General features: G+C 60.4%; 23 protein-coding genes. 13 read left to right on the forward strand and 10 right to left on the reverse strand.

From position 1 onward, the window contains the following. Positions 1 to 71 precede the first annotated feature (71 nt). Positions 72 to 1,328, forward strand: coding sequence for a tyrosine--tRNA ligase (gene tyrS / locus PY649_RS16520; protein ID WP_285869641.1), 1,257 nt, complete (start codon positions 72 to 74; stop codon positions 1,326 to 1,328). Between the two features lie 205 nt (positions 1,329 to 1,533). Continuing rightward, complete coding sequence (locus tag PY649_RS16525; RefSeq protein ID WP_285869642.1) at positions 1,534 to 1,860, forward strand: hypothetical protein; 327 nt, start codon at positions 1,534 to 1,536, stop codon at positions 1,858 to 1,860. Between the two features lie 108 nt (positions 1,861 to 1,968). Here the strand turns inward: PY649_RS16525 and PY649_RS16530 are convergent, their stop codons facing one another. After that, entirely contained in the window at positions 1,969 to 5,385 is a 3,417-nt protein-coding gene (locus PY649_RS16530; RefSeq protein ID WP_285869643.1) for a YhdP family protein, read from the reverse strand. Between the two features lie 131 nt (positions 5,386 to 5,516). On the opposite strand from PY649_RS16530, the gene PY649_RS16535 reads away from it, so the two are divergent. The 5 genes from PY649_RS16535 (at position 5,517) to PY649_RS16555 (ending at position 10,464) form a co-directional block, all read left to right on the forward strand. Then, the gene (locus tag PY649_RS16535; RefSeq protein ID WP_285869644.1) at positions 5,517 to 5,999 is read left to right on the forward strand and encodes a peroxiredoxin; all 483 of its coding nucleotides are present in this window, start codon (positions 5,517 to 5,519) and stop codon (positions 5,997 to 5,999) included. Next, complete coding sequence (locus PY649_RS16540; protein WP_285869645.1) at positions 5,999 to 6,841, forward strand: ferritin-like domain-containing protein; 843 nt, start codon at positions 5,999 to 6,001, stop codon at positions 6,839 to 6,841. The genes PY649_RS16535 and PY649_RS16540 overlap by 1 nt, the downstream gene beginning before the upstream one ends. 117 nt (positions 6,842 to 6,958) lie before the next feature. After that, positions 6,959 to 8,326, forward strand: a complete 1,368-nt coding sequence (locus PY649_RS16545) for a peptidoglycan DD-metalloendopeptidase family protein (RefSeq protein ID WP_285869646.1) — start codon at positions 6,959 to 6,961, stop codon at positions 8,324 to 8,326. Between the two features lie 183 nt (positions 8,327 to 8,509). Then, positions 8,510 to 10,027 (forward strand): DEAD/DEAH box helicase, encoded by a 1,518-nt coding sequence (locus PY649_RS16550; RefSeq protein WP_285869647.1) that lies wholly within the window; start codon positions 8,510 to 8,512, stop codon positions 10,025 to 10,027. Between the two features lie 14 nt (positions 10,028 to 10,041). Then, positions 10,042 to 10,464, forward strand: a complete 423-nt coding sequence (locus PY649_RS16555; protein ID WP_285869648.1) for an NUDIX domain-containing protein — start codon at positions 10,042 to 10,044, stop codon at positions 10,462 to 10,464. A gap of 3 nt (positions 10,465 to 10,467) precedes the next feature. On the opposite strand, the gene PY649_RS16560 is transcribed toward PY649_RS16555, so the two are convergent. The 7 genes from PY649_RS16560 to PY649_RS16590 all read right to left on the reverse strand — a co-directional run bounded on the left by PY649_RS16560 (position 10,468) and on the right by PY649_RS16590 (position 16,292). Then, positions 10,468 to 10,788, reverse strand: coding sequence for a TfoX/Sxy family protein (locus tag PY649_RS16560; protein ID WP_285869649.1), 321 nt, complete (start codon positions 10,786 to 10,788; stop codon positions 10,468 to 10,470). Between the two features lie 3 nt (positions 10,789 to 10,791). After that, positions 10,792 to 12,426 (reverse strand): NTP transferase domain-containing protein, encoded by a 1,635-nt coding sequence (locus PY649_RS16565; RefSeq protein ID WP_285869650.1) that lies wholly within the window; start codon positions 12,424 to 12,426, stop codon positions 10,792 to 10,794. Continuing rightward, entirely contained in the window at positions 12,423 to 13,130 is a 708-nt protein-coding gene (locus PY649_RS16570) for an XdhC family protein (RefSeq protein ID WP_285869651.1), read from the reverse strand. The genes PY649_RS16565 and PY649_RS16570 overlap by 4 nt, the downstream gene beginning before the upstream one ends. After that, positions 13,130 to 13,459, reverse strand: coding sequence for an XdhC family protein (locus PY649_RS16575; protein WP_285869653.1), 330 nt, complete (start codon positions 13,457 to 13,459; stop codon positions 13,130 to 13,132). Before PY649_RS16575 ends, PY649_RS16570 begins: the two co-directional genes overlap by 1 nt. Before the next feature lie 7 nt (positions 13,460 to 13,466). Further along, positions 13,467 to 14,714, reverse strand: a complete 1,248-nt coding sequence (locus tag PY649_RS16580; protein ID WP_285869655.1) for a vWA domain-containing protein — start codon at positions 14,712 to 14,714, stop codon at positions 13,467 to 13,469. 4 nt (positions 14,715 to 14,718) lie between these two features. Continuing rightward, entirely contained in the window at positions 14,719 to 15,651 is a 933-nt protein-coding gene (locus PY649_RS16585; protein WP_285869656.1) for an AAA family ATPase, read from the reverse strand. A 122-nt stretch (positions 15,652 to 15,773) separates the two neighbouring features. Then, a complete protein-coding gene (locus PY649_RS16590) occupies positions 15,774 to 16,292 on the reverse strand; it encodes a flavin reductase (protein ID WP_432761366.1) in 519 nt (172 codons plus the stop codon). 144 nt (positions 16,293 to 16,436) lie between these two features. Here PY649_RS16590 and PY649_RS16595 point away from each other — a divergent pair, with 144 nt between their 5' ends. From PY649_RS16595 to purB, 4 genes are all read left to right on the forward strand, one after another. Beyond that, on the forward strand, positions 16,437 to 17,519 hold the full coding sequence (locus PY649_RS16595; protein ID WP_285869659.1) for a branched-chain amino acid ABC transporter substrate-binding protein: 1,083 nt from the start codon (positions 16,437 to 16,439) through the stop codon (positions 17,517 to 17,519). A 92-nt stretch (positions 17,520 to 17,611) separates the two neighbouring features. Continuing rightward, entirely contained in the window at positions 17,612 to 18,298 is a 687-nt protein-coding gene (gene rpe, locus PY649_RS16600) for a ribulose-phosphate 3-epimerase (protein ID WP_285869660.1), read from the forward strand. After that, positions 18,285 to 18,806, forward strand: coding sequence for a hypothetical protein (locus PY649_RS16605; protein ID WP_285869662.1), 522 nt, complete (start codon positions 18,285 to 18,287; stop codon positions 18,804 to 18,806). The genes rpe and PY649_RS16605 overlap by 14 nt, the downstream gene beginning before the upstream one ends. Positions 18,807 to 18,906: 100 nt before the next feature. Then, on the forward strand, positions 18,907 to 20,208 hold the full coding sequence (gene purB / locus PY649_RS16610; protein WP_285869663.1) for an adenylosuccinate lyase: 1,302 nt from the start codon (positions 18,907 to 18,909) through the stop codon (positions 20,206 to 20,208). 12 nt (positions 20,209 to 20,220) lie between these two features. On the opposite strand, the gene PY649_RS16615 is transcribed toward purB, so the two are convergent. Further along, on the reverse strand, positions 20,221 to 20,691 hold the full coding sequence (locus tag PY649_RS16615; RefSeq protein ID WP_285869664.1) for a low affinity iron permease family protein: 471 nt from the start codon (positions 20,689 to 20,691) through the stop codon (positions 20,221 to 20,223). A gap of 160 nt (positions 20,692 to 20,851) precedes the next feature. Beyond that, a complete protein-coding gene (locus PY649_RS16620) occupies positions 20,852 to 21,670 on the reverse strand; it encodes a DUF2189 domain-containing protein (protein WP_285869665.1) in 819 nt (272 codons plus the stop codon). Between the two features lie 171 nt (positions 21,671 to 21,841). On the opposite strand from PY649_RS16620, the gene PY649_RS16625 reads away from it, so the two are divergent. Beyond that, positions 21,842 to 22,396 (forward strand): RBBP9/YdeN family alpha/beta hydrolase, encoded by a 555-nt coding sequence (locus PY649_RS16625; protein ID WP_285869667.1) that lies wholly within the window; start codon positions 21,842 to 21,844, stop codon positions 22,394 to 22,396. A 261-nt stretch (positions 22,397 to 22,657) separates the two neighbouring features. After that, the gene (gene purC, locus PY649_RS16630) at positions 22,658 to 23,422 is read left to right on the forward strand and encodes a phosphoribosylaminoimidazolesuccinocarboxamide synthase (protein WP_004108877.1); all 765 of its coding nucleotides are present in this window, start codon (positions 22,658 to 22,660) and stop codon (positions 23,420 to 23,422) included. Positions 23,423 to 23,436 lie beyond the last annotated feature (14 nt).

The raw sequence follows: 23,436 nt of genomic DNA on the forward strand, positions 1-23,436 counted from the left end.
CCGGCGACATTCAACAACAGCGACGTCGCCGCATCCATTACCGATATACGGCGCTCCGAGAGACCAAGATCATGGCTGAGTTCAAATCCGATTTCCTGCGCACTCTGCAAGAGCGCGGCTTCATTCATCAGATTTCCGATGAAGCCGGCCTCGACGCTCTCTTCGCCAAGGAAACCGTGACGGCCTATATCGGTTTCGACCCGACGGCGCCGAGCCTGCACGCCGGCTCGCTGATCCAGATCATGATGCTGCATTGGCTGCAGGCGACCGGCCATCGCGCCGTGTCGCTGATGGGCGGCGGTACCGGCATGGTCGGCGATCCCTCCTTCAAGGAGGAATCGCGCCAGTTGATGACGATCGACACCATTGAAAGCAACATCGCCTCGATCAAGCGCGTCTTCTCCAACTACCTCACATACGGCGAAGGCCCGAAAGATGCGTTGATGATCAACAACGCCGAGTGGCTGCGCTCGCTCAACTACCTCGAATTCCTGCGTGACGTCGGCCGGCACTTCTCGGTCAACCGCATGTTGTCCTTCGATAGCGTCAAGACGCGCCTGGACCGCGAGCAGTCGCTGTCCTTCCTTGAATTCAACTATATGATCCTGCAGGCCTATGATTTCGTCGAACTGGCCAAGCGCTACGACTGCCGCCTGCAGATGGGCGGTTCGGATCAGTGGGGCAACATCGTCAACGGCATCGATCTCGGTCACCGCATGGGGACGCCGCAGCTCTTCGCCCTCACCTCGCCGCTGCTGACCACTGCTTCCGGCGCCAAGATGGGCAAATCGGCCTCCGGTGCGGTCTGGCTGAACGCCGACCTGCTCTCGGCCTATGATTTCTGGCAGTACTGGCGCAACACCGAAGACGCGGACGTCTCCCGCTTCCTGAAGCTCTACACCACGCTACCGATGGATGAGATTGCTCGCCTTTCCGCGCTCGCCGGCACAGAGATCAACGAGGTCAAGAAGATCCTGGCGACGGAAGTCACGGCCATCCTGCACGGCCGCGAGGCTGCCGAACTTGCTGCCGAAACGGCGCGCAAGACATTCGAGGAAGGTGGTCTTTCCGAGAACCTGCCGTCCGTCGATGTCCCCGCTTCCGAGCTCGATGCAGGCATCGGCCTGCTGTCGCTTATCGTGCGAGCCGGCCTGGCAGGCTCGAACGGTGAAGCCCGCCGCCATGTCCAGGGCGGCGCCGTGCGCATCAATGATCAGGCGATCAGCGACGAACGCAAGGTGATCGGCAGCGGCGAAGTGACCTCTGACGGCGTCATCAAGCTGTCGCTCGGCAAGAAGAAGCACATCCTGATCCGCCCCGCCGCTTGAGCGGACCTGCGGAACTAACAAACGAGAAGCCGGCGCACTCCGCCGGCTTCTCGCGTTTTCAGCGATCTCAGCAGTCATGCTCCGGGCAGCCGTTTGCCAAGCTATATTGACGGACTGGCGATACCGCAGGCAATTTGATACGCGGTCATGTCGGATTGCGCCCCTCTCATTCGTCTTCTGTTAAGATCAACTCAGGAGGTGAGCCATGGACGAACTGCCGGTGATCAAAACGAGGCGCAAAGGCAGAAGCCTTATGCAACGGATGCTGATTCCATCCGAGAAAATGGTTGTCGCGGCGCTAAGGGCGGCCCCTCCAGGCGAATTGTCTGATGTTGGGGATATAAGACGAGCGCTCGCCAGAGAATACGGGGCGGATGCCTGCTGCCCAGTGACCGTTCAGCGACACTTGGTGCAGATCAGTCAAGACGGAACCGCGCCGTTTTGGCGAGTCGTAGACCCTGATCGCCCATTTGCCCGACGCATGATCGGTGGGCCGGAACGCATACGCGAGCGGTTGGCGGGCGAAAAATGATCCGCTTTCTCCGGGGAATATGAGAAGGCGGCGCATTCGTGAAAGCGGTCCGAGAGCGGCGCGGCCGTGATCGAGTGGCAGACCGCGGCCAATACTTCGGGCGCTAACTCAAAATTCGAAGATCTGGCGGAACACGCCCGGCGCGATGATTGACAGCGGGTTGATCTGCAGGTTCGGCTTATCGAAATTGCCGGTAAGCCTGAACGTGATGCCGATCAGGCCGCGGTCGCTGCCATTGCCGAGGATGAAACCGACGATTGGCACTTCCGCGAACAGGCGGTTGAGGCCGTAGGCGGGCATGAAGGTGCCGGTCAGGTCCATATTGCCGTTTGCGTCCTTGACGGTGCCCTGGAAGGTGGCGCCCACCTGCACGCCGCGGACCACACCATTTTCCACCGCGAGCGCCCCATCGCGCAGCACCAGTCGTGCGAAGCCGCGCTCGAAACTCTGCGAGCGCGTGTCGATGTTTTGTTTGACGGCGGAATTCAGGCTCTGGCCGTTCCTCCCGCTCGGCGTAGAGACGATGGTCGAGAGCTTCTTTTCGTCGATGATGGCAAAGTTGCGGATATCGAGCGATCCGTCCCAGGCATCCGGCCCCGTGGAGCGCAGTGACAGGTTCAGCAGGCCGCCTCTCAGGTGCTTGTAGAGGTCGGCAAAACGCGCCACGGCGCCGGCATCACCGCTCGTGATGCGAATGGTGCCGCCGTCTCCGCCCTTGCTCATCTGGCTGACGACAGCCTCGCCGCTGCGGGTGAGGCCGGAAAAATCCGCCGCTACGGTGCGGCCACCCATGATCGAATAGACGCCCTTGAGATTGCTGATCGACTCATCGTTGAAGCCGACGACCCTGTCGAGATTGGCGTGGATTATGGCACCGGACGAATCGCCCTTGTCGTCGCCTTTGCCACTTGACGACGTCTTCAACCGCGCCAGCACCGGGCGCAGATCGGCAGAATTACCGGCAACGGAGATGTCGTAGCCGCCGCTTTTGCCGCGCTTGATCGACAGGGCGAAATCGTCGAGCGCAGAGAGCTTGACGCTATCGAAGCTTGCCGACGACAGGCCGCCCTTGCTGATGACGAGATCGCCGCTGACCCCGAAACCGTCGCCTTTGAGGACGAAATCTTTCAGCGTCGTCTGACTTTCCGGCCCGGAAGCCTCGAACTGGGCGCTGGCGGGAATGCCGCTGCCCTTTGACCAGCCCACCCACGGCACCGTCAAAGCCGCCTTGCCGAGATCGACCTTGACGCCCTGGCGATCGTCGTCGATGCGCGTGAGCTCAATTTTGACCGGGCCGTCGACAATATCGTTTAGGCCCGGAAGGACGGCGTTGCGCTGGGTGTCGGTCAGCGTGGCGGTGATCACACGGCTGCGTTTGACCGACGATTTGTCGTCCGTCGGTTCGACCATATCGATCTGCGCAGGTATTCCATCGATCTGTGCCTGGGCATTCAGATGCACGGCCTGAGGGTCCGCGTCGATCTCACCGGTGAGATTGGAGATCTTGCGATTGTTCATCGGCTTTAGCAGATCGACGTCGTCGAGCTGCAAGTTCGCCTTCCAGACCGGCGGTGGCGGTTTCTGGTCGCTGAGCAGGCCGATCGTGGCATCGACCTTGGCGACGATCTTGCCGTTGAAATTCTCCGGCTTGAACTCTGTTCTCTGCAGCACCTGCAACGGCTTGTAAGTCAATAACTCGCCGATGGAATCGCCGCTGCCTGATATGTCGAGCTTTAGCTCGGCCATCAGCGGCTTGTCGTATGTCGAGGGAATTGAGAAATTGCTATCGCTCAGCGTTATCGAACGGCCAGTTGGGAAATAGGAGGTGCCCTTGGCGATATCGACGCTCATTGTCGGGCCGGTCAGATCGAAATGCGCCTTCGTATCCCGGATCGGCGGAATTTCGCCCGGCACGTCGAGACGGGCGTCGTCGATATCGAAGGCGATATGCAGCTCGTTCTTTCCAAGTTGCAGCTTGCCCGTCTGCGCCGCCAGCGCCAGTCGTCCGGCGGGGATGAAAACTGAGATGACCCCGTTGCTCACCGTACCGCCGAAAAGATTGCCTTCCACCCAGGCCCGAGGCTTCGAAGCCATCCAGAACGGCCAGAGCTGCTTGATCGCGGTCGTATCGAGCTTGTCCGCACGGCCGCCGAAGCTGATCTCCGGGGAACTGTCGCCAAGTTTCATGTGCAGGGAGCCGAACAGCGCCCCTAGCGGCGTCGAGATGCCGAGATTTTGGAATTGCAGTTCCTTGGTCGCCGCCAGAAAACGTCCCGTCGCCTGCCCGTCGAAGCTGACCGGCTGCTCACCGGAAATGGCAGATGCCGCCGTGCCGCCGCGGATCAGGAAGTCGATGCCGAAACCTTTGCCGGCATTGGCGTCGATGCGGTCCAGATCGATCAGCCCGCCGGAAAACGGCACCATAGTGCCGACGAATTGCACTTTCGAAGGAGCGATTTCGAGCGTCTGATGATCGAAGTTATAGGCTAGGTTGATGTTGGCCTGCGTCAGATCCTCCTGGTCGCGGTCCATGTAAAAGGTGCCAGGCTGGACGTCTATAGAGGCATTGAGCTTCGGATCGATGCCTGTACCGCCGCGAGCGGCAGTGATTGTCATGCCGGCGAAACTCATGATGCCCTGGCGCGGTGTACCGTTCTGATCATAGGCCATCGTCAGCGGCTTCAGGTCGAGATTGGTGAGCTTGGCAGTCAGCGATGAGCTGCGGCCGGCCTCCTGCTGATCGGCGCGCACGTCGAGTGTCGCGACGGAGCCGTTGACCGCCACCTGTCCATAAAGGCGCAAAGACGTCGGCCCGCTGCGTTCGAAGGTGAGGCTATCGACCACGAGCGAGATCGGATCGCCCTCGCGGCGCGCCAGCTTGACAGTAAAGCCGGAAATGCGCACCGAATTCGTGCCGCCGCGCTCGACGAAACGCTGCAGGAAATCGAGATTGTCGAAAGCTGAATCCAACGCCTGCGGCAGCGCATCGACGCGAAGAGCCGTCATGTCGACGGGATCGCCCTGGGGCAACAGCGATGTATCGAGTGCAATGCCTTCCGCTGCCACAGAGGCTACTTCGACACGTCCTTCGACGAGAGCCAGAGGATCGAGCACCATGCTGACCGCCGACATAGTCGACAAATGCTTGCCACTTTCCTGGTCCACCACATTGACGTCACGGGCTTCGAGCTCAAGCCGCAGGCTGGGCGTGAAACGCACCACGGTCGAACCGACTTCCGCCTTGTAGCGCGGGCCGATCGCCCGATCGAGCGCAAGCTGCGCCTTCTGTGACAGGGGTTGATCGAAAACGCCGCCCTCGATCGTGGCGATAACTGCGCCGAGGATCACGGCGAGAAAGGCGATAAAGACGAGGGTGATGCGGCAGACATGCCAAACATGCGAGCGACTGCGGCGGGCAGGCTCGGGGACATGGACGATCAAAGGGTCGTCGACCTGAGCCGAAGGCAGGTGGTCGAGCGAGACGAGATCCTTTTTGCGGAATGTAACCTTTTCGCCTCGGATCACTCCCGTGCGTCCCTTTCGTTTTTTTGCAATTTTGTTGGTGACGCTGCGTCCGATGTGGACGGCATACCGGTGCAGTATATATGCCTGCAACTTAGTGTCATCCAAAATCCCGGCAAAAGAAAGGTTTTCCCGTGACCGAAATCCGTACGGTTGAGTTGGGCATCGGCGACCAAGCCCCATATTTCGATCTTCCGCGTGACGGTGGCGGTCGTGTGCGCCTTCCAGATTTTGCCGGCAAGCCATTCGTGCTGTTCTTCTACCCGAAGGATGATACGACTGCATGCACTGCCGAATCGGTTTCCTTCACCGCGCACGCGGCGGATTTCGAAAAGGCGGGCGCTGCCATCCTCGGCATCTCGCCGGATTCGGTCCGGAGCCATGACAAATTCGTCAAAAAGCACGCCCTTTCCGTTCCCCTCGCCTCCGATGAGGAGAAGATCGCGGCCGAAGCCTATGGCGTCTGGCGGCAAAAGAGCATGTATGGCAGGACCTTCATGGGCGTCGTGCGCTCGACCTTTCTGATCGGAGCGGACGGCAAGATCGTAAGGATCTGGGACAAGGTCAAGGTGGGAGGCCATGCGCAAGACGTCTTGGCCGCGGTCAAGGAGCTCTGATGCCTGTGAGCATGCCGATGGAAATCGAGGCCATCACCTCGCTGCGGGGCGGCGCAATCGCCGCCATCTGCTCGGCCGATCTCGACCGCAAGACAGCGCTTGCCCAGGAATCGGCGACTCGCTGGTTTGCGCGCACCCTGTCACTGCGCTCGCCCCTCGACCCGGCACCGCCCGTTCGACCCGGCCGGCCGGAAAAGCCGGAACTGGTTCCTCCGAAGCATATGGAGAAGCGCTCGCTGCATACGGTCAAGGGACGTATCGCTCTGCTGCACGCGATCGCCCATATCGAGCTCAACGCGGTTGATCTGGCACTCGATATCGTCGCGCGCTTCGCGACCGAGCCGGTGCCCAATTCCTTTTTTGATGGCTGGATGCAGGTCGCCTTCGAGGAAGCCAAGCATTTCCGCATGGTGCGGACGCGTCTGCGCGACCTTGGCGCCGATTACGGCGATCTCCCTGCCCATGATGGCCTTTGGCAAGCCGCGCACGCAACCCGCAATGATCTCACCGCCCGGCTCGCCGTCGTGCCGCTTATTCTCGAAGCCCGCGGTCTCGACGTGACGCCGGCGCTGCAAGCGAAAATGCGCGAGACCGGCGATATGGAGAGCGCTGCTGTCCTCGACGTCATCTACAATGATGAAAAGGGGCATGTCGCCGTCGGCGCCAAATGGTTCCGCTTTCTCTGTGCGCGCGAGCGGCGCGATCCGGCACGTGCGTTTCAGGAGCTGGTGCGCGCCAATTTCCGCGGTTCGCTGAAAGCGCCGTTCAACGATATCGCTCGCGCCGAAGCCGGTCTAACCCCCTCCTTTTACCGCTCGCTTACGTCCACAAGCAATTCCTAACATACTAAACTATAAGAGTTTTTTTGTTTTCTAGGGTTGAAGTAGAAAGTAATCGTTAACCATAATTCCGTGTAGTTCCTAAATGGATGCCAAGAGGTATCGATTGGGAGATTCTCGGTGACAACCAAGCCTCAGAACCGGGTTTTCGGCGAGCAGAAACGGCAGCACACCATCATTGTGGCGAGCGGCGATACGGTGCGCCACATGACTGTGCGCCCGTGGACGACGGCGCTTGCCGTCTGCCTCGTCGGTGTCTTTTCGATCGGCTATCTCCTTGCCACCTCCTATCTTGTGCTGCGCGATGATCTGATTGGCGCCACCATGGCCCGGCAGGCGCGCATGCAATATGATTACGAGGACCGCATCGCGGCGTTGCGCGCGCAGGTCGACCGTGTGACGTCGCGTCAGCTTCTCGACCAGCAGGTGGTCGAAGAAAAAGTCGACAAGCTGATGGAGCAGCAGCAGGCTTTGTCCTCGCGCCACGGTAAGCTCGATGCGCTGCTGGACCGCGCCGAAAATTCCGGCCTGATGAACAAGGATGCGCCCCCTGGCGCAAGCGCGGCGGTAGCCAAAGGCGATCACGCAGACAAGGGCGATCATGCGGAGCTGACGGGAGGGCTGAAATCGATCGAGAAGCTTCTATCGAGCGGCAAGCCTGCCGATGCTACTCCCGACAATTCCACCCTCGCCTACGTTCCGGCGCCTGAAACCGTTGCCGATCGGGCAGACCGGGTGTTCTCGAAGGTCACATTGTCGCTGAAACATATCGAACAGGATCAATTGACCCGCGTGCGGCATCTGACCACTGGCGCATCGGAGACGGCCGATGACATCCAGTCGATCATGCAGAATGTCGGCGTCAAGGTTCCGACCGTGATGGCCAGCGCTGAAAGCAAGGACGATGATCCCGTGAACGACGATGGGGGCGTTGGAGGTCCTTACGTCGCGCCGGAGAATGTCGATCAATTCGATCAGTCCATGTCCGACCTCGACACGGCTTTGACGCGCCTGGAGACCGTACGCGGTGCAGCCGAAAGCCTACCCTTTCGCAATCCTGCGCCGGGCAAGCTGATCACCAGCCCCTTCGGCAACCGCAAGGATCCCTTCTTCGGCAAGCTGGCGCTGCATACCGGCACCGATTTCCATTTCAATACCGGGGAGAAGGTCAAAGCCACGGCGCCCGGCAGGGTCGTGTCCGCCGGCTGGGCCGGCGGTTATGGCAACATGGTCGAGATAGACCATGGCGATGGCATCTCTACGCGTTACGGCCACATGGCGGAAATTCTGGTCAAACCCGGCGATACGGTGAAGACCGGCGATTCCATCGGCCTGGCCGGCAGCACGGGACGCTCGACCGGGACGCATCTTCATTATGAAGTCCGTGAGAACGGCCATCCGATCGACCCGATGTATTTCATCAATGCGGGCACGAAGCTCGCAAGTTACATTAGCGGCCTTGGTACAATTTCGCCGCGAGAATTGTGACAAACGAGCAACAAATCTGGCGCTAATCTAAAAATTGCGTTATCTATTGCTTTGAAGCTTTCTGAAGCGCCCGCTTTCCTTGACTTAGCGGGTATTTGGTTTTATGTCGCGCTGCATCGCGGCATGCTTGAGCGTGTCGACTCACGAGTGTTCGACCGAACCGGAACGGAAATAGTTTTCCCTTTGACAACATTTGCTGACCTTGGCCTGAGCCAAAAAGTCCTATCCGCGGTTACAGACGCGGGCTACACCACACCGACTCCCATCCAGGCCGGCGCAATTCCTTTTGCGCTGCAGCGTCGCGATATCTGCGGCATCGCCCAGACGGGTACCGGCAAGACCGCCTCATTCGTTCTGCCGATGCTGACGCTGCTGGAAAAGGGCCGCGCCCGTGCGCGCATGCCCCGCACTCTGATCCTCGAGCCGACGCGCGAACTCGCAGCACAGGTTGCCGAGAATTTCGAGAAATACGGCAAGAACCATCGCCTGAACATCGCTCTGCTGATCGGCGGTGTCTCCTTCGAAGACCAAGACCGCAAGCTGGAGCGCGGCGCCGATGTGCTGATCTGCACGCCCGGCCGGCTGCTCGACCATTTCGAGCGCGGCAAGCTTTTGATGAGCGCCGTCGAAATCTTCGTCATCGACGAAGCCGACCGTATGCTCGACATGGGCTTCATTCCGGATATCGAGCGCATAGCCAAGCTCATTCCCTTCACGCGCCAGACGCTGTTCTTCTCGGCCACGATGCCGGGCGAAATCCAGAAGCTGGCGGATCGCTTCCTGCAAAATCCGGAGCGAGTCGAAGTCGCCAAACCGGCCTCGACGGCAAAGACCGTCACGCAGCGTTTCGTCGCCTCGCACGGCAAGGACTACGAGAAGCGTGCCACCTTGCGCGACCTTATCCGCTCGCAGACCGATCTGAAGAACGCCATCATCTTCTGCAATCGCAAGAAGGATGTCGCAGACCTTTTCCGCTCGCTGGAACGCCACGGTTTCTCGGTCGGCGCGCTGCATGGCGATATGGATCAGCGTTCGCGTACGACGATGCTGCAGAATTTCCGGGACGGCAATATCCAGCTCCTCGTCGCTTCTGACGTCGCGGCGCGCGGCCTTGATCTTCCCGATGTCGGCCACGTTTTCAATTTCGATGTTCCGATCCATTCGGAAGATTATGTCCACCGTATCGGCCGCACCGGCCGCGCCGGTCGCTCGGGCGCCGCTTTCACCATCGTGACGAAGCGCGATACCAAACATGCCGATGCAATCGAAAAGCTGATCGGCGAAAATGTCGAATGGCTGAATGGCGACCTGTCGTCGCTGCCGCCGGCTGAAGAAAGCCGGGACGACGACCGTTCTTCTCGTCGTCGCGACTCCAAAAGCAGAGGCCGCGACCGGGATCGCAGCCGCGGAGGCCGCAACGCCTCGAGTCATAAATCTGATATCGACGTCGAGGATAATGATGTCGACGTGATCGAAGCAGCACCAGCAAAGGCCGAAAGCGTGAGAAACGAGCGCAAGTCTGAGAACAACAACAAGTCCAACAACGGTTCTCGTAGCAACCACCGGCCCTTCCCTGCTGCCAATGACGACAATCGCGAGCGCCGCAATCGCTATCGCGATCAGGACGACGGCCCGACCCCGGTCGGCTTCGGCGACGACATCCCCGCCTTCATGCTGATCGTCGCCAACGCCAAGGGCTGATAGGGCCAGGCGGCATGGGGAAACCCGGCATCGACTTCCCAGGATTAGGAACCGGTCTTGCAATTTTGCGGGACGGGAAGTTGTTGCTTTACAGGCGCCTCAAGGCGCCGGAGGCTGGCTTCTGGAGTATCGTCGGCGGCAAGGTCGACCATATGGAGCCGGCCGAGGACGCAGCTATCCGCGAGGCGGAAGAAGAAAGCGGCCTTTCCATCGGCCATGTGGACCTCCTCTGCACGACGGAAGTTATGGTCGAAGCCGACCGCCAGCATTGGATTTCTTTGATCTACGTCACCCAGGATTTTTCCGGCGAGGCGCGCCTCGTCGAGCCTGACAAGCTCTCCGATTTCGGCTGGTTCAGCCGCAACGAGCTGCCGCAACCGCTTTCAGCTTTCGCGCAAGCGGCGATCGCACATCTGAGCGAAGACGAGTTTCGCTGAACCCTATTTCTCTGCCCGTATTGCCGCCTCGTAAGCCAGCCTTACCCAGCGCGCCATGATATCCGGATCATCGAAAGCATCGTCGGGAATCGACCAATAGGGCATGTTGACGGGCTTGCCCTTCTTGCCTTCGTAGGCCCAACGCCTGGCGCCCGCCGCCTCGAATTCCGGAGCGCTGACGTCGTCTGCCTTCAGCAGCATCTCGTCGCTTACTTCGACGGCGACGATACGGCCCATGTGATAGACGCCCTTACCGCCGAACATGCGCTTGATCGTTACGGGCCCGAGAGCCTGGAACATCTCCTCGATCTCGATATTGTCCATGCCCTACCCCTTCAAAATGCCGCCGGCGGCCAGCACGGCTTCGGGCGTGTCGACATCGAGATGCGCGACATCGCCGATATCGACGTCGACGACGGAAAGTCCGGCTGTTTCGATGATATGCCTGGCGCCGACATCGCCTTCGAGCCGCATCACGGCGTCGAACACGCTGCGCGGCAGGATGACGGGATTGCCGCGTTTACCGCGCGACACGGCGCGCACGATCGCCTGGCCGTTCGCCCTGCGGAAGGCGGCAATCAGCGTCTTCAGGTCGTCGCTTGTAACACCCGGCATGTCGGCCAGCATGACCAATACGCCGTCAGCGCGTTGCGAGACCGGCGCGCTGACGCCGGCGACCAGCGAGCTTGCCATACCGGATGCATAGTCCGGATTGTGCGCCCACTCGACCGGCAGACCGGCAAGTGCCTGCTCGATCTCTCGGCGGCGATGGCCGGTGACCGCAACGACGGCGGCGACTCCGCTTGCCAAAGCCGTGGCTGCGGAGCGGCGGACCAGGGGTACGCCGTCGAACTCGGCCAAAAGCTTGTGCGGACCACCCTCGCCCATGCGGCGTGCTTGACCGGCCGCGAGAAGCACGACAGCAACAGATATCTGCGCCTCCGGCTTGCCGGCGATATCACGAGGTCTTGGCCGCGACTGTATTTCCATGAGGAGCCCCCCGACGCCCATGCCGCTGATGTCCTGCGGCGTCGGCTTCTCGCCGGCGAGGATTCGATCCAGCACCCAGTCGAAACCATTTTCCTTCGGACTGCGAGCACAGCCGGGCGCGCCGACGACATAGACATCACCGACCTTGCCGAGCACCAGCAGATTGCCCGGATCGACCGGCATGCCAACCTGGATGACATCGCCGCCCGCAAGCCGGATGGCTTCGGGGATAACGTCGCCGACGTCGATGACAGCGGACGCACCAAAGACGACGACGAGCTTTGGCAATTGATCGGTCGCCTGCAGTGCTTTGCCGATCGCTTCCGCGACCGCAGGCGCGCGATGCGCCACCCGCTCTTCCCGCTCCAGGGTGCTGCCGGCAAGCTGCAGCCGTTGCGAAAAGATGCGTGCCGTCTTGTCCATCACGGAGGTCTTCAGTGACGGCAATTCGGTGGCGACGAGCGACGCCGCATGCGGCTTGAATGGCTTGACCTCGAGGACGATCGCTTGCTTCAGGATGTCGACGCCAGCGGCAACCTTGTCGCCCGAAACCGCCAGCGGAATGATCTTGAAGGTCGCCACCATATCGCCGCGGCGCACCGGCACATGATCGGCAAGACAGGCAAGCGTGATTGCCGGGTCGACGCGGTTCAGCCGATCGACGGCGGCGCGATTTGCAACGAACAGGCCATCGACCGCGCTGTGAACATTGACGCGCCCGGTGGCCGCTTCGGAGAAAGTCAGATGATCCGGCGCGATCGCCTGGGCCAGCCGCTGCGCGGCTTCGTTTTCCATCAGGTCGTCAGGTTCAATTCTCGCGGCGGTAACGCGGCCGATATTGGCGGCCGCGAGGCGATCGAGATCGCCGCGGTCAAGCACATGCCCCTTGGGAAGGCTGCCATCGGACAATCGGATCGAATGCGCGAGCACCGCACCTTCCGCTTCCGCCGTGGTGAAATCACCGAAGATCATCGCTTGTCACCCTTCGGTGATGAAACATCACGACCGCGCAACGCCCCGATGATCTCGGCGAGAATGGCGACGGCGATTTCCGCCGGGCTCGACGCCCCAATGGGAAGGCCGATAGGGGCGTGAACCCGCGCAAGATCGGCATCCGTCAGCCCCTCATGCTTCAATCGCTCCAGCCGGCTCGCATGCGTCTTGCGACTGCCAAGCGCCCCGACATAGAAACACCCGACCTTCAGCGCCTCGGCAATCGGGAAATCATCGATCTTCGGATCGTGGGTGACTGCGACCAGCGCCGTATAGGCATCGAGCGGCCGGTCCTTCAGGACATCCACCGGCCAGTCGGCAGTCAGATCGACGCCATCGAAGCGTTCGGGCGTCGCAAAAGCGGTGCGCGGATCGATGATGCGGATGTCGAAGCCGGCAAGGCCCGCAATCTGTGCCAAAACCTGGCTGATATGCACTGCGCCGATGACGACGATGTGCGGCGGCGGAAGATGAACATTGAGGAAGAAGCTTTCCCCACCAATCTCCACTGTCGAGGATTTTCCCGATCGGAAGACGGAAGCGACAGCCTCGGCAAGCGGACCGTCGACCGCGTCACCCTCGACGATCAGCCGGCTCGGTCCGCCGGAGAGGTCGGTGGTCAGGATCACCGCTTGCCGCGCGCGCCGCAGCGCATTCAGTTTCGTCAGAATCTGACGGTCCATCAGTTGAGCCTCTCGACATAAACACGAATACGGCCGCCGCAGGACAGGCCGACGCGCCACGCGGTTTCATCCGCCACTCCGAACTCCAGCATGCGGGCCTTGCCGCTTTCGATCACATCCAGCGCCTCGGTGATCACGGCACCTTCCACACAGCCGCCGGAGACCGAGCCGTGAAAATTGCCCTCGCTGTCGATTACGAGATGGCTGCCCGTGGGGCGCGGCGCAGAACCCCAGGTGTCGACGACGGTCGCCAGCGCCACCGTGCGGCCGGCGGACGACCATTCCTCCGCAATTACAAGCGGATCCAGGCTTTCAGGTATATTTGTCATGGGTGCCTCACAGCTTGGCGAGAAAACGGCGTGGATCATAGGCGCCGACGCGACCGGCGCTAAGGGCCGATACGAGATCGGCTAGAGATAATAGATTGTGAACCGGACGGAATTCGTCAACATGTGGCAGCATGGCGCGAACGCCGCGGGCGCGCGGCTCGAAGCCCTCGAAACGCAAGAGCGGATTGAGCCAGATCAATCGCCGGCAGGAGCGATGCAGCCTATCCATCTCGGTGTTGAGGAGTTCAACCCCCTCGCGTTCCAAACCATCGGTGATGAGGAGCACGATCGCGCCTTGCCCGAGGACGCGGCGCGCCCAAAGCCGGTTGAATTCCTTCAGCGTTTCGCCGATGCGCGTTCCACCCGACCAGTCATGGACAGCAGCGGCGCATTCGTCGAGCGCCTCGTCCGGATCCTTGTGGCGCATCTGCCGGGTGACATTGGTCAGCCGCGTGCCGAAGAGGAAAGTGTGCACGCGCCGGCGCTTCTCGGTCAGCACATGCAGGAAATGCAGAAAGATCCGGGTATATTGGCTCATCGAGCCGGAAATGTCCGCCAGCACGACCAGCGGCGGCTGCATCTCCTTGGCCTCGCGATGGCGCGGCAGGATCAGTGTGCCTCCCGTGCGAAGTGCTGCCCGCATCGTCGCCCGCGGATCGATCTTGGCGGGCACGTGCGACGCCATGAATCGGCGGGTACGGACGCGGTCGAGCGGCAACTCCAGCCTCGCCAGCTCTTTCTTCGCAGCAGCGATCTCCGCAGCCGACATCTGGGCGAAATCCATGCGGCGCAGGAGTTCGTTACCCGATGCCGTAAACCGGGCGTCGATCTCGACATCCGGCGCCTCGCGCTGCGGCCGGCGGTCGTCGCGGTCGCTAAGCAGGGCGTCGCTGGCGCGGGTTTCGCCCGGTTTCGGCTTTTCCTTCTCACGATTATCGGGCGCGACCGGCGACATCATCGCGATCATCTTCTGCACGAGATCGCGTGAGCGCCAGAACAGCCGGAAAGCTTCGTCGAAGACTGCGAGGTCCTCATGCCGTTTGACGAAGATGGAAGCCAAGGCCGCATGAAACTCTTCGCGCGAGCCGATCTCGATCGCCTCCACGGCTTCTATAGCGTCGGCGATGGCAGCCGGCCCGATCTTCAGGCCGGCCTTGCGAAGCGCACGGGCGAAGAACACGATATTGTCGGCTAAACGGCCATCACCGGGCGGTGACCGCATCTCCTTGATGCCGCCTTGCATTGCCGGTTCCATGGCCTCATCCCGTCGCCAGCAGTTCGGATTTCACCTCATCGAGCACCCGCTTGCCCTCGCCACCCTGGATGCGGGCGATATCGTCCTGGTATTTCAGCAGGGTGCCGAGCGTATCGGAAATCGTCTCGGGATCGAGCGCCAGCCGGTCGAGTTCGGTCAGCGCTGTCGCCCAGTCGATGGTCTCCGCGACGCCGGGATTCTTGAAGAGGTCGAGCGTGCGCAGCTTCTGCACATAGGCAACGATCTGGCGCGACAGCGTCTCGTTGCAGCCAGGCACTTTGCGGCGGATGATGTCGAGCTCCTGCGCCGCTTCGGGGTAATCGACCCAATGGTAAAGACAGCGGCGCTTGAGGGCATCGTGCACCTCGCGGGTGCGGTTGGTGGTGATGATGACGATGGGTGGTTCGGCCGCGCGGATAGTGCCGAGTTCGGGGACGGTCACCTGGAAATCGGAGAGGACTTCGAGCAGAAAAGCTTCGAACGCCTCGTCGGTACGGTCCAGTTCGTCGATCAGGAATACCGGCGCACGGCCCCCCGCGCTCGACAAAGCCTGCAGCACGGGCCGCCGGATGAGATAGCGCTCGGAAAAGATATCGGCCTCGATGCGGTCGCGGTCGGTGAGCCCTGACGCCTCAGCAAGGCGGATTTCCAGCATCTGCGCCGGATAATTCCATTCATAGACCGCGGAGGAAACGTCGAGACCTTCATAGCATTGCAAGCGGATCAGCGGACGGTCGAGCGCCTTCGACAGCACCTTGGCGATCTCGGTCTTGCCGACGCCGGCCTCGCCCTCGAGAAAGAGCGGCCGTTTCATTTTCAGCGCCAGAAACAAGACCGTACCGAGCGCACGCCCGGCGAGATAGTCGTGGGTACCGAGCAAGGCAATCGTTTCGTCGATCGAGCCCGGCAGCGAAGGTGCGTGATGATGATCAGGCATATTCTCTCCCATTACTGGGCCGCGCCTCCCATCGGACGCGCTAAGGACGCAGTAACACTTCAAACCGGCGCATAATCCCTCGCTTGGATCGAATCCGATCTAAGGGGTTCGCGCTAGGGAGGTTATAGCGTGTGATAGTCCCGGTTCATATAGAGCAGTGCCGGCTTTGTTTCACTGAAATGCACCGCCACGACTTCGCCGAAGATGATGTTATGGGTCGAAGCCCGTTTGACTTCGATGACACGGCAATCGAAGGCGGCCAGTGCATCGGTAAGCACCGGCGCACCGGTCACCAGCGTATCGAACTTGCCCATGGCGAAGCGCTCCTCATTGGTCAAATTCGTTTTGCCGGAAAAGGCGTCGGCGAGCTTCTGATGATGGGCGCAAAGCGCGTTGAGGGCGAAGATGCCGCTGTTGAAAAAGATCTCGTTCTTCGCATTGCTGTTGTTGAGGCAGATGAGGATCGTGGCGGGATCGTCGGAGACCGAGCAAGCGGCCGTGATGGTCACGCCGCGTCGCTCCTTCCCGAGCGCCGTGGTCACCAGCTGGACATGCCCCGCATAGCGGCTCATGGCGTCGCGATAGTGCGCCGGATCCATACGCTGCTTGTCTAGCACGATTGCTTTCCTCGTTTCTGTCATTTCTCGTTTTCGTTCAATATGGCGGCCAGACGTTAGCTTTTCTACAATAGGATTATTGAAATCGGAGCGATTTCGCTGCTTTTTCTTTGACGGTAACTTCCAGGCGGATAAAAGGGCAAAGGAATTGTCCGGGATACCTAGTCTATGAACGTTCTGCGTCGCACATCGCTCCTGATTTCGCTGCTTCTTGCAGCCGGCAGCAGCCATGCCGCAGGCGTCAATATCGGCATCGTCGCGCCCCAGGATGGAAATTTTGCAGCTCTCGGCGCGCAAATTACCGCGGGCGCCAATTTCCAGGTGCAGGCACAGAGGGACTCCGCCACCGTCGTGGACGAACCCTGCACGGAGGATGGCGGCCGTGCGGCGGCCGAGGCGCTGATCAGTGCCAAGGCGCAGGTCGCCATCGGCTTTCTCTGCAGCGAGACCTTGGCCGGCGCGCTGCCACGGCTGAAGGATGCCGGCATTCCCGTCATCACCGTTTCCGTGCGTTCCCATATCGCGATGGAGGACGCATTGAAGAACGGTTGGCCGTTTTTCCGTCTCGCTCCAGTCGACAGCGCCGAAGCAGACATGGTGGTCGACGCCATTCTGAAGCGTTGGGCGGCCGAGCCAATGGCTCTCATCGAGGACGGTACGATCCACGGTCGCGAACTGGTGGAAGCAGTGCGTAATGCTCTGGAGGAGAAAGGGTTGAAACCGGTCTTCACAGACACCTTTCGCCCCGGCCAGGAGCAGCAGATCGCCCTTGTCCGGCGCTTGAAGAAGGCCGGCGCCACCCATGTATTCGTCGGCGGCGACCGAAGCGACGTTGCGGTCATCACCCGTGATGCTCGGAGCGAGAACATCCCGTTAACGCTGATGGGCGGTGACGCGATGCGCGCTGCCAACCAGCCGGTGCCCCTGACGGACGGCGTGCTGGCCGTCGCCCTCCCCGATTATGCCGGCTTGCCCGCTGCTCAGGCGACGGCCGAGGCGATGCGCACGCACGGTACCGAGCCTGACGGTTATATTCTGCCTGCCGCGGCCGCCGCGCTAATTGCCAGCCAGGCGGCGGAAGGCGCCAAAGCGGCGAACAAGCCGATCGCCGATAAATTGATCGGCACGGCTTTTCAGACGCCCATCGGCCCCATTACCTTCGGTCAGAACCATGAATTGACGGAGAACCCCTTCCGGTTGCTGGAATGGCGTGGCAATGCTTTCGTGCCGCTGACATCTCCGTCGAACTGATAGGGTTCGTGCAAGTCTAGCGGATTAGGTTGTTTGCCTGCCGAACCGGTGATAAGCCAAGCGCGAAAAATCAGACGGAGTTCAGCCATCTCATGACCTTGCCGATTCGCATTGCTCCCTCCATCCTCGCGGCCGATTTCGCCAAGCTTGGGCAGGAAGTCAAAGATGTGACCGAAGCCGGGGCGGACTGGATCCATCTCGACGTCATGGACGGACATTTCGTGCCGAATATTTCCTTCGGCCCCGATGTCATCAAGTCGCTGCGTTCTTATACAAATGTGACCTTCGACTGCCACCTGATGATCTCGCCCGCCGATCCCTATCTTGAAGCCTTCGCCAAGGCCGGCTGCGATCGGATCACCGTCCACGCCGAATCCGGCCCGCATCTGCACCGTTCGCTGCAAGCCATCCGCCATCTCGGCAAGAAAGTCGGCGTAACCCTCAATCCGGCAACGCCGCTTTCTGTTCTGGAAAACGTGCTGGATGATGTCGATCTGATCCTCATCATGTCGGTCAATCCCGGCTTCGGCGGCCAAAAGTTCATTCCCGCCATGGCCGACAAGATCCGCGATGCGCGGTTGCTGATCGGGGACCGCCCGATCGAGCTCGAAGTCGATGGCGGCGTCACCGTCGACACGGCGCCGATCGTCACCGCCGCCGGCGCCAATGTCCTCGTCGCCGGCTCGGCGATCTTCAAGGGTGAATCGGTCGAAGCTTACCGGCAAACGGTTTCCGGCCTACGCGCCGCGGCAGAACGAGGCCGCGTTGGATCAAATTAATCCGGCGAGCGCTGTTGCGACGACCGGGCGGCTGAGAGCGGCCATCCCGTCTTCTCGACTGCTCTTGTTCGGAGCGTTCTGTTGGGGCGCTGCAATGGCAGGCTCCGCGCTATCGGCGCTCTATCTGCGCAACGGTCTTCTGACGAGCCACGTGCCCGCTCTTACGATGGTTTATTTCCTCAGCGGGGCGTTTGCTTGGCCGCTCATGCTGCCGCTGGCGCGTCTGCTCGCGCATCGCCGGCCACTCGAAGGGCGTTTTGCAGCTTTCTTCCTGACGCTGTCGCTGGGCACCGTCGCCATGACCGCCTTTCTCTTCGCCATGGACTATCGCTGGTTCTATGCTCGCTGGCATGCCCCCTTCGGCACGCTCGTTTGGGCATTTCAGTTTGTCTTTACCAGCGCCAGCGCGGTCTATCAGTTTGCGATCCTCGGCCTTGGCCTGTTTCTGCCGTTCGGCTTCGTCGTCCTGGTGGCGGTTAGCTTTTATCTCGCCAGACATATGCGTTGAATCGAACGAAAGATTGAGCCAAGAAACATTGAGATTGCCTCCCGTCTTTGTTATGGGGCGCCGAGGATTTGTTTCCCCTTACCGAAGAAAGCTTGAGCCCATGATCCCGCGCTACTCCCGACCGGAAATGGTCGCCATCTGGTCGCCCGAAACCAAGTTCCGTATCTGGTTCGAGATCGAGGCCCATGCTTGCGATGCTCTGGCTGAACTTGGCGTCATCCCGAAATCTGCAGCGGAGACCATCTGGGAAAAGGGCGGCAAGGCAACTTTTGACGTTGCCCGCATCGATGAGATTGAAGCCGTCACCAAGCACGACGTCATTGCCTTTCTGACGCATCTTGCCGAAATCGTCGGTCCCGATGCCCGCTTCGTGCACCAGGGCATGACTTCCTCCGACGTGCTCGACACCTGCTTCAACATCCAGCTGGTGCGTGCCACCGATATCCTGCTGGCCGATGTCGACAAGCTGTTGGACGCGCTCAAGCGCCGCGCTTTCGAGCACAAGGACACCGTCACGATCGGCCGCTCGCACGGCATCCATGCCGAACCGACCACCTTCGGCGTCAAGCTGGCGCTCGCCTATGCCGAATTCGAGCGCTGCAAACAGCGCCTGATCGCTGCGCGCGAAGAAGTCGCCACCTGCGCCATCTCCGGCGCTGTCGGCACCTTCGCCAATATCGACCCGCGTGTTGAGGAACACGTCGCGGCCGCGTTAGGCCTGAAGCCGGAGCCGGTGTCGACGCAGGTCATTCCGCGTGACCGTCACGCCATGTTCTTCGCCACGCTCGGCGTCGTCGCCTCTTCGATCGAACGTCTTTCTGTGGAAATCCGCCATCTGCAGCGCACCGAGGTGCTGGAGGCCGAGGAATATTTCTCCCCCGGCCAGAAGGGCTCGTCGGCCATGCCGCACAAGCGCAATCCGGTGCTGACCGAAAACCTGACCGGCCTTGCGCGCATGGTCCGCTCCTACGCCACGCCGGCGATGGAGAATGTGGCGCTCTGGCATGAGCGCGATATTTCCCACTCTTCCGTCGAGCGCATGATCGGCCCAGATGCTACGGTGACGCTTGATTTCGCGCTCGCGCGGCTCACCAGCGTCGTCGACAAGCTCTTGGTCTATCCGGACAACATGATGAAGAATCTGAACAAGTTCCGCGGGCTTGTTCATTCGCAGCGCGTGCTGCTGGCGCTGACCCAGGCCGGCGTTTCCCGCGAAGATGCCTATCGTCTCGTCCAGCGCAACGCCATGAAGGTCTGGGAACAAGGCAAGGATTTCCTCGAGGAACTGCTCGCAGACCAGGAAGTCCGCGCAGCGCTATCCGAAGAGGATATCCGCGAAAAGTTCGATTTGGGCTATCATACCAAGCACGTCGACACGATCTTCAAGCGTGTGTTTGGCTAAGGCCTGACCAATTTATTGGTCTATGTCTGAAGGGGTGGTGCTGGCGACGCGCCGCCCTTTCTGTTTTACGCGCGGCTTGCCGACGGTCTCGTCCTCTTCCTTGTTGCTGACTGGCCTGTTTCCACCGCGTTTAGCGGCCTTCTCCACCAATCGATCGAGATGTTTCAAATCTTCTTCGTCGAGGTTTTCAATGCCGACGAAACGGTTTTCCGCGGCGCTGGTGAGGATGAGTTCGTTGAGCTTGGCTTGAATGGCGCGGGTGTCGCGCGTCTGGGCGTTCTGCAGGAGGAAGACCATCAGAAAGGTGACGATGGTCGTGCCGGTGTTGATGACCAGTTGCCAGTTTTCGGAATAATCGAAGATCGGCCCGGTGATACTCCAGATAACTACCGACAGCAGAGCCAATATGAAAACAACCGGTTTTCCCGTCCACTCCGAAACGACGGCTGCAAAACGGGAGAAAATATGCCGCATCTCCGCCATGATCCGCATCTCCGGCTGAGCCGCATGTCCGGAACGGACATGCAAGGATCTAAGCCTAGTTCGCACGCATCTCCCGAATTCGTTGGGACGATGCGCGCGAGGTGATGCAGATCAACGTTGCAAAGTGATTGGCGGTTCCACTCGATCGACTGGAACCGTATTAGGGCCGAAATTGGCTCTCGGCGGCCGGTGCAACGAGTTTGCGATAAAGATGCCATGTGGCATGCCCGAGAATAGGCATGATTACGGCCAGTCCCGCAAAGATCGGGATCGTACCGATGACAAGAAGCGCGGCCACGATGAGACCCCAGATCGCCACCGGCACCGGATTGATCAGCGTCGCGCGGATGCTGGCATCGATTGCGGCGACGGCGCCGATATCGCGGTCGAGCAGCAGCGGGAATGTAATCACCGTTGTCGCCAGCACGATGAGTGCAAAGACGAAGCCGATGAGATTACCCCAGAAGATCATCCCCTTGCCCTCAGGCGTGGACAGTACGTTCGACACGAAGGATGCCAGTGTCGCCGGCACGCTGTCGCCGAAATAGGCGGTATAGATCGTCTGCGCCACGACCAGCCAGACGATGAAGAAGCCGAACAGCATGACGCCGACCGCAATGATGGACGGCAAAGCCGGAGAAAAGCGCACGTCGAAAGCATGTCGCCAGGAGGTATCCAGCCCCATCTCCCGCCGTCGGCTGATCTCATAGAGGCCGATCGCCGCCAATGGTCCAAGCAGCGCGAAACCGGACATCAGCGGAAAGAGCAACGGCAGCAGATTTTCGCCGGAGCTCCAGACCACCAGCGCTATGCCCGCGATCGGATACATGAGACATAGGAATACGTAATGCGATGGTTTTTCGCTGAAATCGTCCAGCCCCAGTTTCAGGGCGTCGACGAGATCGATTATGCCGATCTTGCGGATGGCCGGACGCGTAAAGCTGTTGTTTGCACCGGCCATGACATGAAATGCCGCCATAGTATTCCTCCTCCTCAGCCAATATCTATCCAGCTGGCGGCACGAAAACGTCGGGCAGAAGAGGCGCCGACATCATCAATCGCTACCGGCAGGTCGGGATGCTAGCAAATTTTGCCGCGATTGTCGCCTTTTCCCTTGACAGCCGCGTCCTCTCTTTCCACATCGGCGGCTATGAAAGCTTCCGACGCAGATATCCTCATCATCCCCGGATACACCAACTCCGGTCCGGAACACTGGCAGACACGCTGGGAACAGAAACTGTCCACGGCGCGACGGGTGGAGCAGGCCGAATGGTCGAAGCCTGTGCGCGAGGATTGGGTTGCCCGCATTGCCGAAGAAGTGAATGCCTCGAGCCGGCCGGCGGTGCTGGTGGCGCATTCGCTTGGCGTACCCTCGGTGATCCACGCGATCCCGCATTTCCGCAACAAGGTCGCCGGCGCCTTCTTTGTCGCCCCGCCCGATGTCGCCAATCCGAAGATCAGGCCGAAGCATCTGATGACGTTCGGTCCCTACCCGCGTGATCCCCTACCATTTCCGTCGATCACCATCGCCAGCCGCAACGATCCCTTCGGCAGCTACGAGCACGCCGACGACGTGGCCGGAAGCTGGGGTTCGCTGCTGATCGACGCCGGCGAGGCCGGCCATATCAATGCCGATTCCGGCCATGGCCCCTGGCCGGAAGGCACGATGGTCTTTGCCAAGTTTCTCGGCAACCTCAAGCCATGATTGCGGCCAGGCGTGATACAATGGCCTAAGCCGGCTCACTAGCCTGTGAAGTACGAGGCGGCTTCATTCCACCGTCAAATAAAAGCCTGTAGAACATGAGAGGACAGGATCGCGATTCTCGCATTGGTATAGAACCAAAGCTTGAATTCCTAGGAAGGAGGCGCAGGCGGATTGTGAATTCGCTTCTTATCCGTTATGGGGACGCCCACATATGATCCACTTGCGCTATCCCGAGAGCGCCAACCACAGAGAACATTACCGATGAACCGTCGCCGCCGTATTTACGAAGGCAAGGCCAAGATCCTTTACGAAGGGCCTGAGCCGGGCACGCTGATCCAGTTTTTCAAGGATGACGCCACCGCCTTCAACAAGAAGAAACACGAAGTCATCGATGGCAAGGGCGTTCTGAACAATCGTATTTGCGAGTATATTTTCAGCCATCTGAACAAGATCGGTATTCCCACGCACTTCATCCGCCGCCTCAACATGCGCGAGCAGCTGATCAAGGAAGTGGAGATGATTCCGCTCGAGATCGTCGTGCGCAACGTCGCCGCCGGCTCGCTCTCCAAGCGCCTCGGCATCGAGGAAGGTGTCGTGCTGCCGCGCTCGATCATCGAATTCTACTACAAGTCCGACGCGCTCGAAGACCCGATGGTCTCGGAAGAGCACATTACAGCTTTCGGTTGGGCCAATCCGGCCGAGCTTGACGACATCATGGCACTCGCCATTCGCGTCAACGATTTCATGACCGGCCTCTTCCTCGGCGTCGGTATCCAGCTCGTCGATTTCAAGATCGAATGCGGCCGCCTGTTCGAAGGCGACATGATGCGCATCATCCTCGCCGACGAAATCTCGCCGGACTCCTGCCGTCTCTGGGATATCGAAACCCACGAAAAGATGGACAAGGACCGCTTCCGCCGCGACATGGGCGGCCTGCTGGAAGCCTATTCCGAGGTCGCCCGCCGGCTCGGCATCATCAATGAAAACGAACCCGTGCGCGGCACGGGCCCGGTTCTCGTCAAGTAAGCGCAGGAAGGAAA

It is taken from the genome of Rhizobium mayense (assembly GCF_030272705.1).
GTDB lineage: Bacteria > Pseudomonadota > Alphaproteobacteria > Rhizobiales > Rhizobiaceae > Rhizobium > Rhizobium mayense.

Excerpts from the sequence above, each read along its gene's own strand:
- tyrS (WP_285869641.1), top strand. The coding sequence starts at position 72 with ATGGCTGAGTTCAAATCCGATTTCCTGCGCACTCTGCAAGAGCGCGGC.
- PY649_RS16525 (WP_285869642.1), top strand. The coding sequence starts at position 1,534 with ATGGACGAACTGCCGGTGATCAAAACGAGGCGCAAAGGCAGAAGCCTT.
- PY649_RS16540 (WP_285869645.1), top strand. The coding sequence starts at position 5,999 with ATGCCTGTGAGCATGCCGATGGAAATCGAGGCCATCACCTCGCTGCGG.
- PY649_RS16555 (WP_285869648.1), top strand. The coding sequence starts at position 10,042 with ATGGGGAAACCCGGCATCGACTTCCCAGGATTAGGAACCGGTCTTGCA.
- PY649_RS16560 (WP_285869649.1), bottom strand. The coding sequence starts at position 10,788 with ATGGACAATATCGAGATCGAGGAGATGTTCCAGGCTCTCGGGCCCGTA.
- PY649_RS16565 (WP_285869650.1), bottom strand. The coding sequence starts at position 12,426 with ATGATCTTCGGTGATTTCACCACGGCGGAAGCGGAAGGTGCGGTGCTC.
- PY649_RS16570 (WP_285869651.1), bottom strand. The coding sequence starts at position 13,130 with ATGGACCGTCAGATTCTGACGAAACTGAATGCGCTGCGGCGCGCGCGG.
- PY649_RS16575 (WP_285869653.1), bottom strand. The coding sequence starts at position 13,459 with ATGACAAATATACCTGAAAGCCTGGATCCGCTTGTAATTGCGGAGGAA.
- PY649_RS16580 (WP_285869655.1), bottom strand. The coding sequence starts at position 14,714 with ATGGAACCGGCAATGCAAGGCGGCATCAAGGAGATGCGGTCACCGCCC.
- PY649_RS16585 (WP_285869656.1), bottom strand. The coding sequence starts at position 15,651 with ATGCCTGATCATCATCACGCACCTTCGCTGCCGGGCTCGATCGACGAA.
- PY649_RS16590 (WP_432761366.1), bottom strand. The coding sequence starts at position 16,292 with ATGACAGAAACGAGGAAAGCAATCGTGCTAGACAAGCAGCGTATGGAT.
- PY649_RS16595 (WP_285869659.1), top strand. The coding sequence starts at position 16,437 with ATGAACGTTCTGCGTCGCACATCGCTCCTGATTTCGCTGCTTCTTGCA.
- rpe (WP_285869660.1), top strand. The coding sequence starts at position 17,612 with ATGACCTTGCCGATTCGCATTGCTCCCTCCATCCTCGCGGCCGATTTC.
- purB (WP_285869663.1), top strand. The coding sequence starts at position 18,907 with ATGATCCCGCGCTACTCCCGACCGGAAATGGTCGCCATCTGGTCGCCC.
- PY649_RS16615 (WP_285869664.1), bottom strand. The coding sequence starts at position 20,691 with ATGGCGGAGATGCGGCATATTTTCTCCCGTTTTGCAGCCGTCGTTTCG.
- PY649_RS16620 (WP_285869665.1), bottom strand. The coding sequence starts at position 21,670 with ATGGCGGCATTTCATGTCATGGCCGGTGCAAACAACAGCTTTACGCGT.
- PY649_RS16625 (WP_285869667.1), top strand. The coding sequence starts at position 21,842 with ATGAAAGCTTCCGACGCAGATATCCTCATCATCCCCGGATACACCAAC.
- purC (WP_004108877.1), top strand. The coding sequence starts at position 22,658 with ATGAACCGTCGCCGCCGTATTTACGAAGGCAAGGCCAAGATCCTTTAC.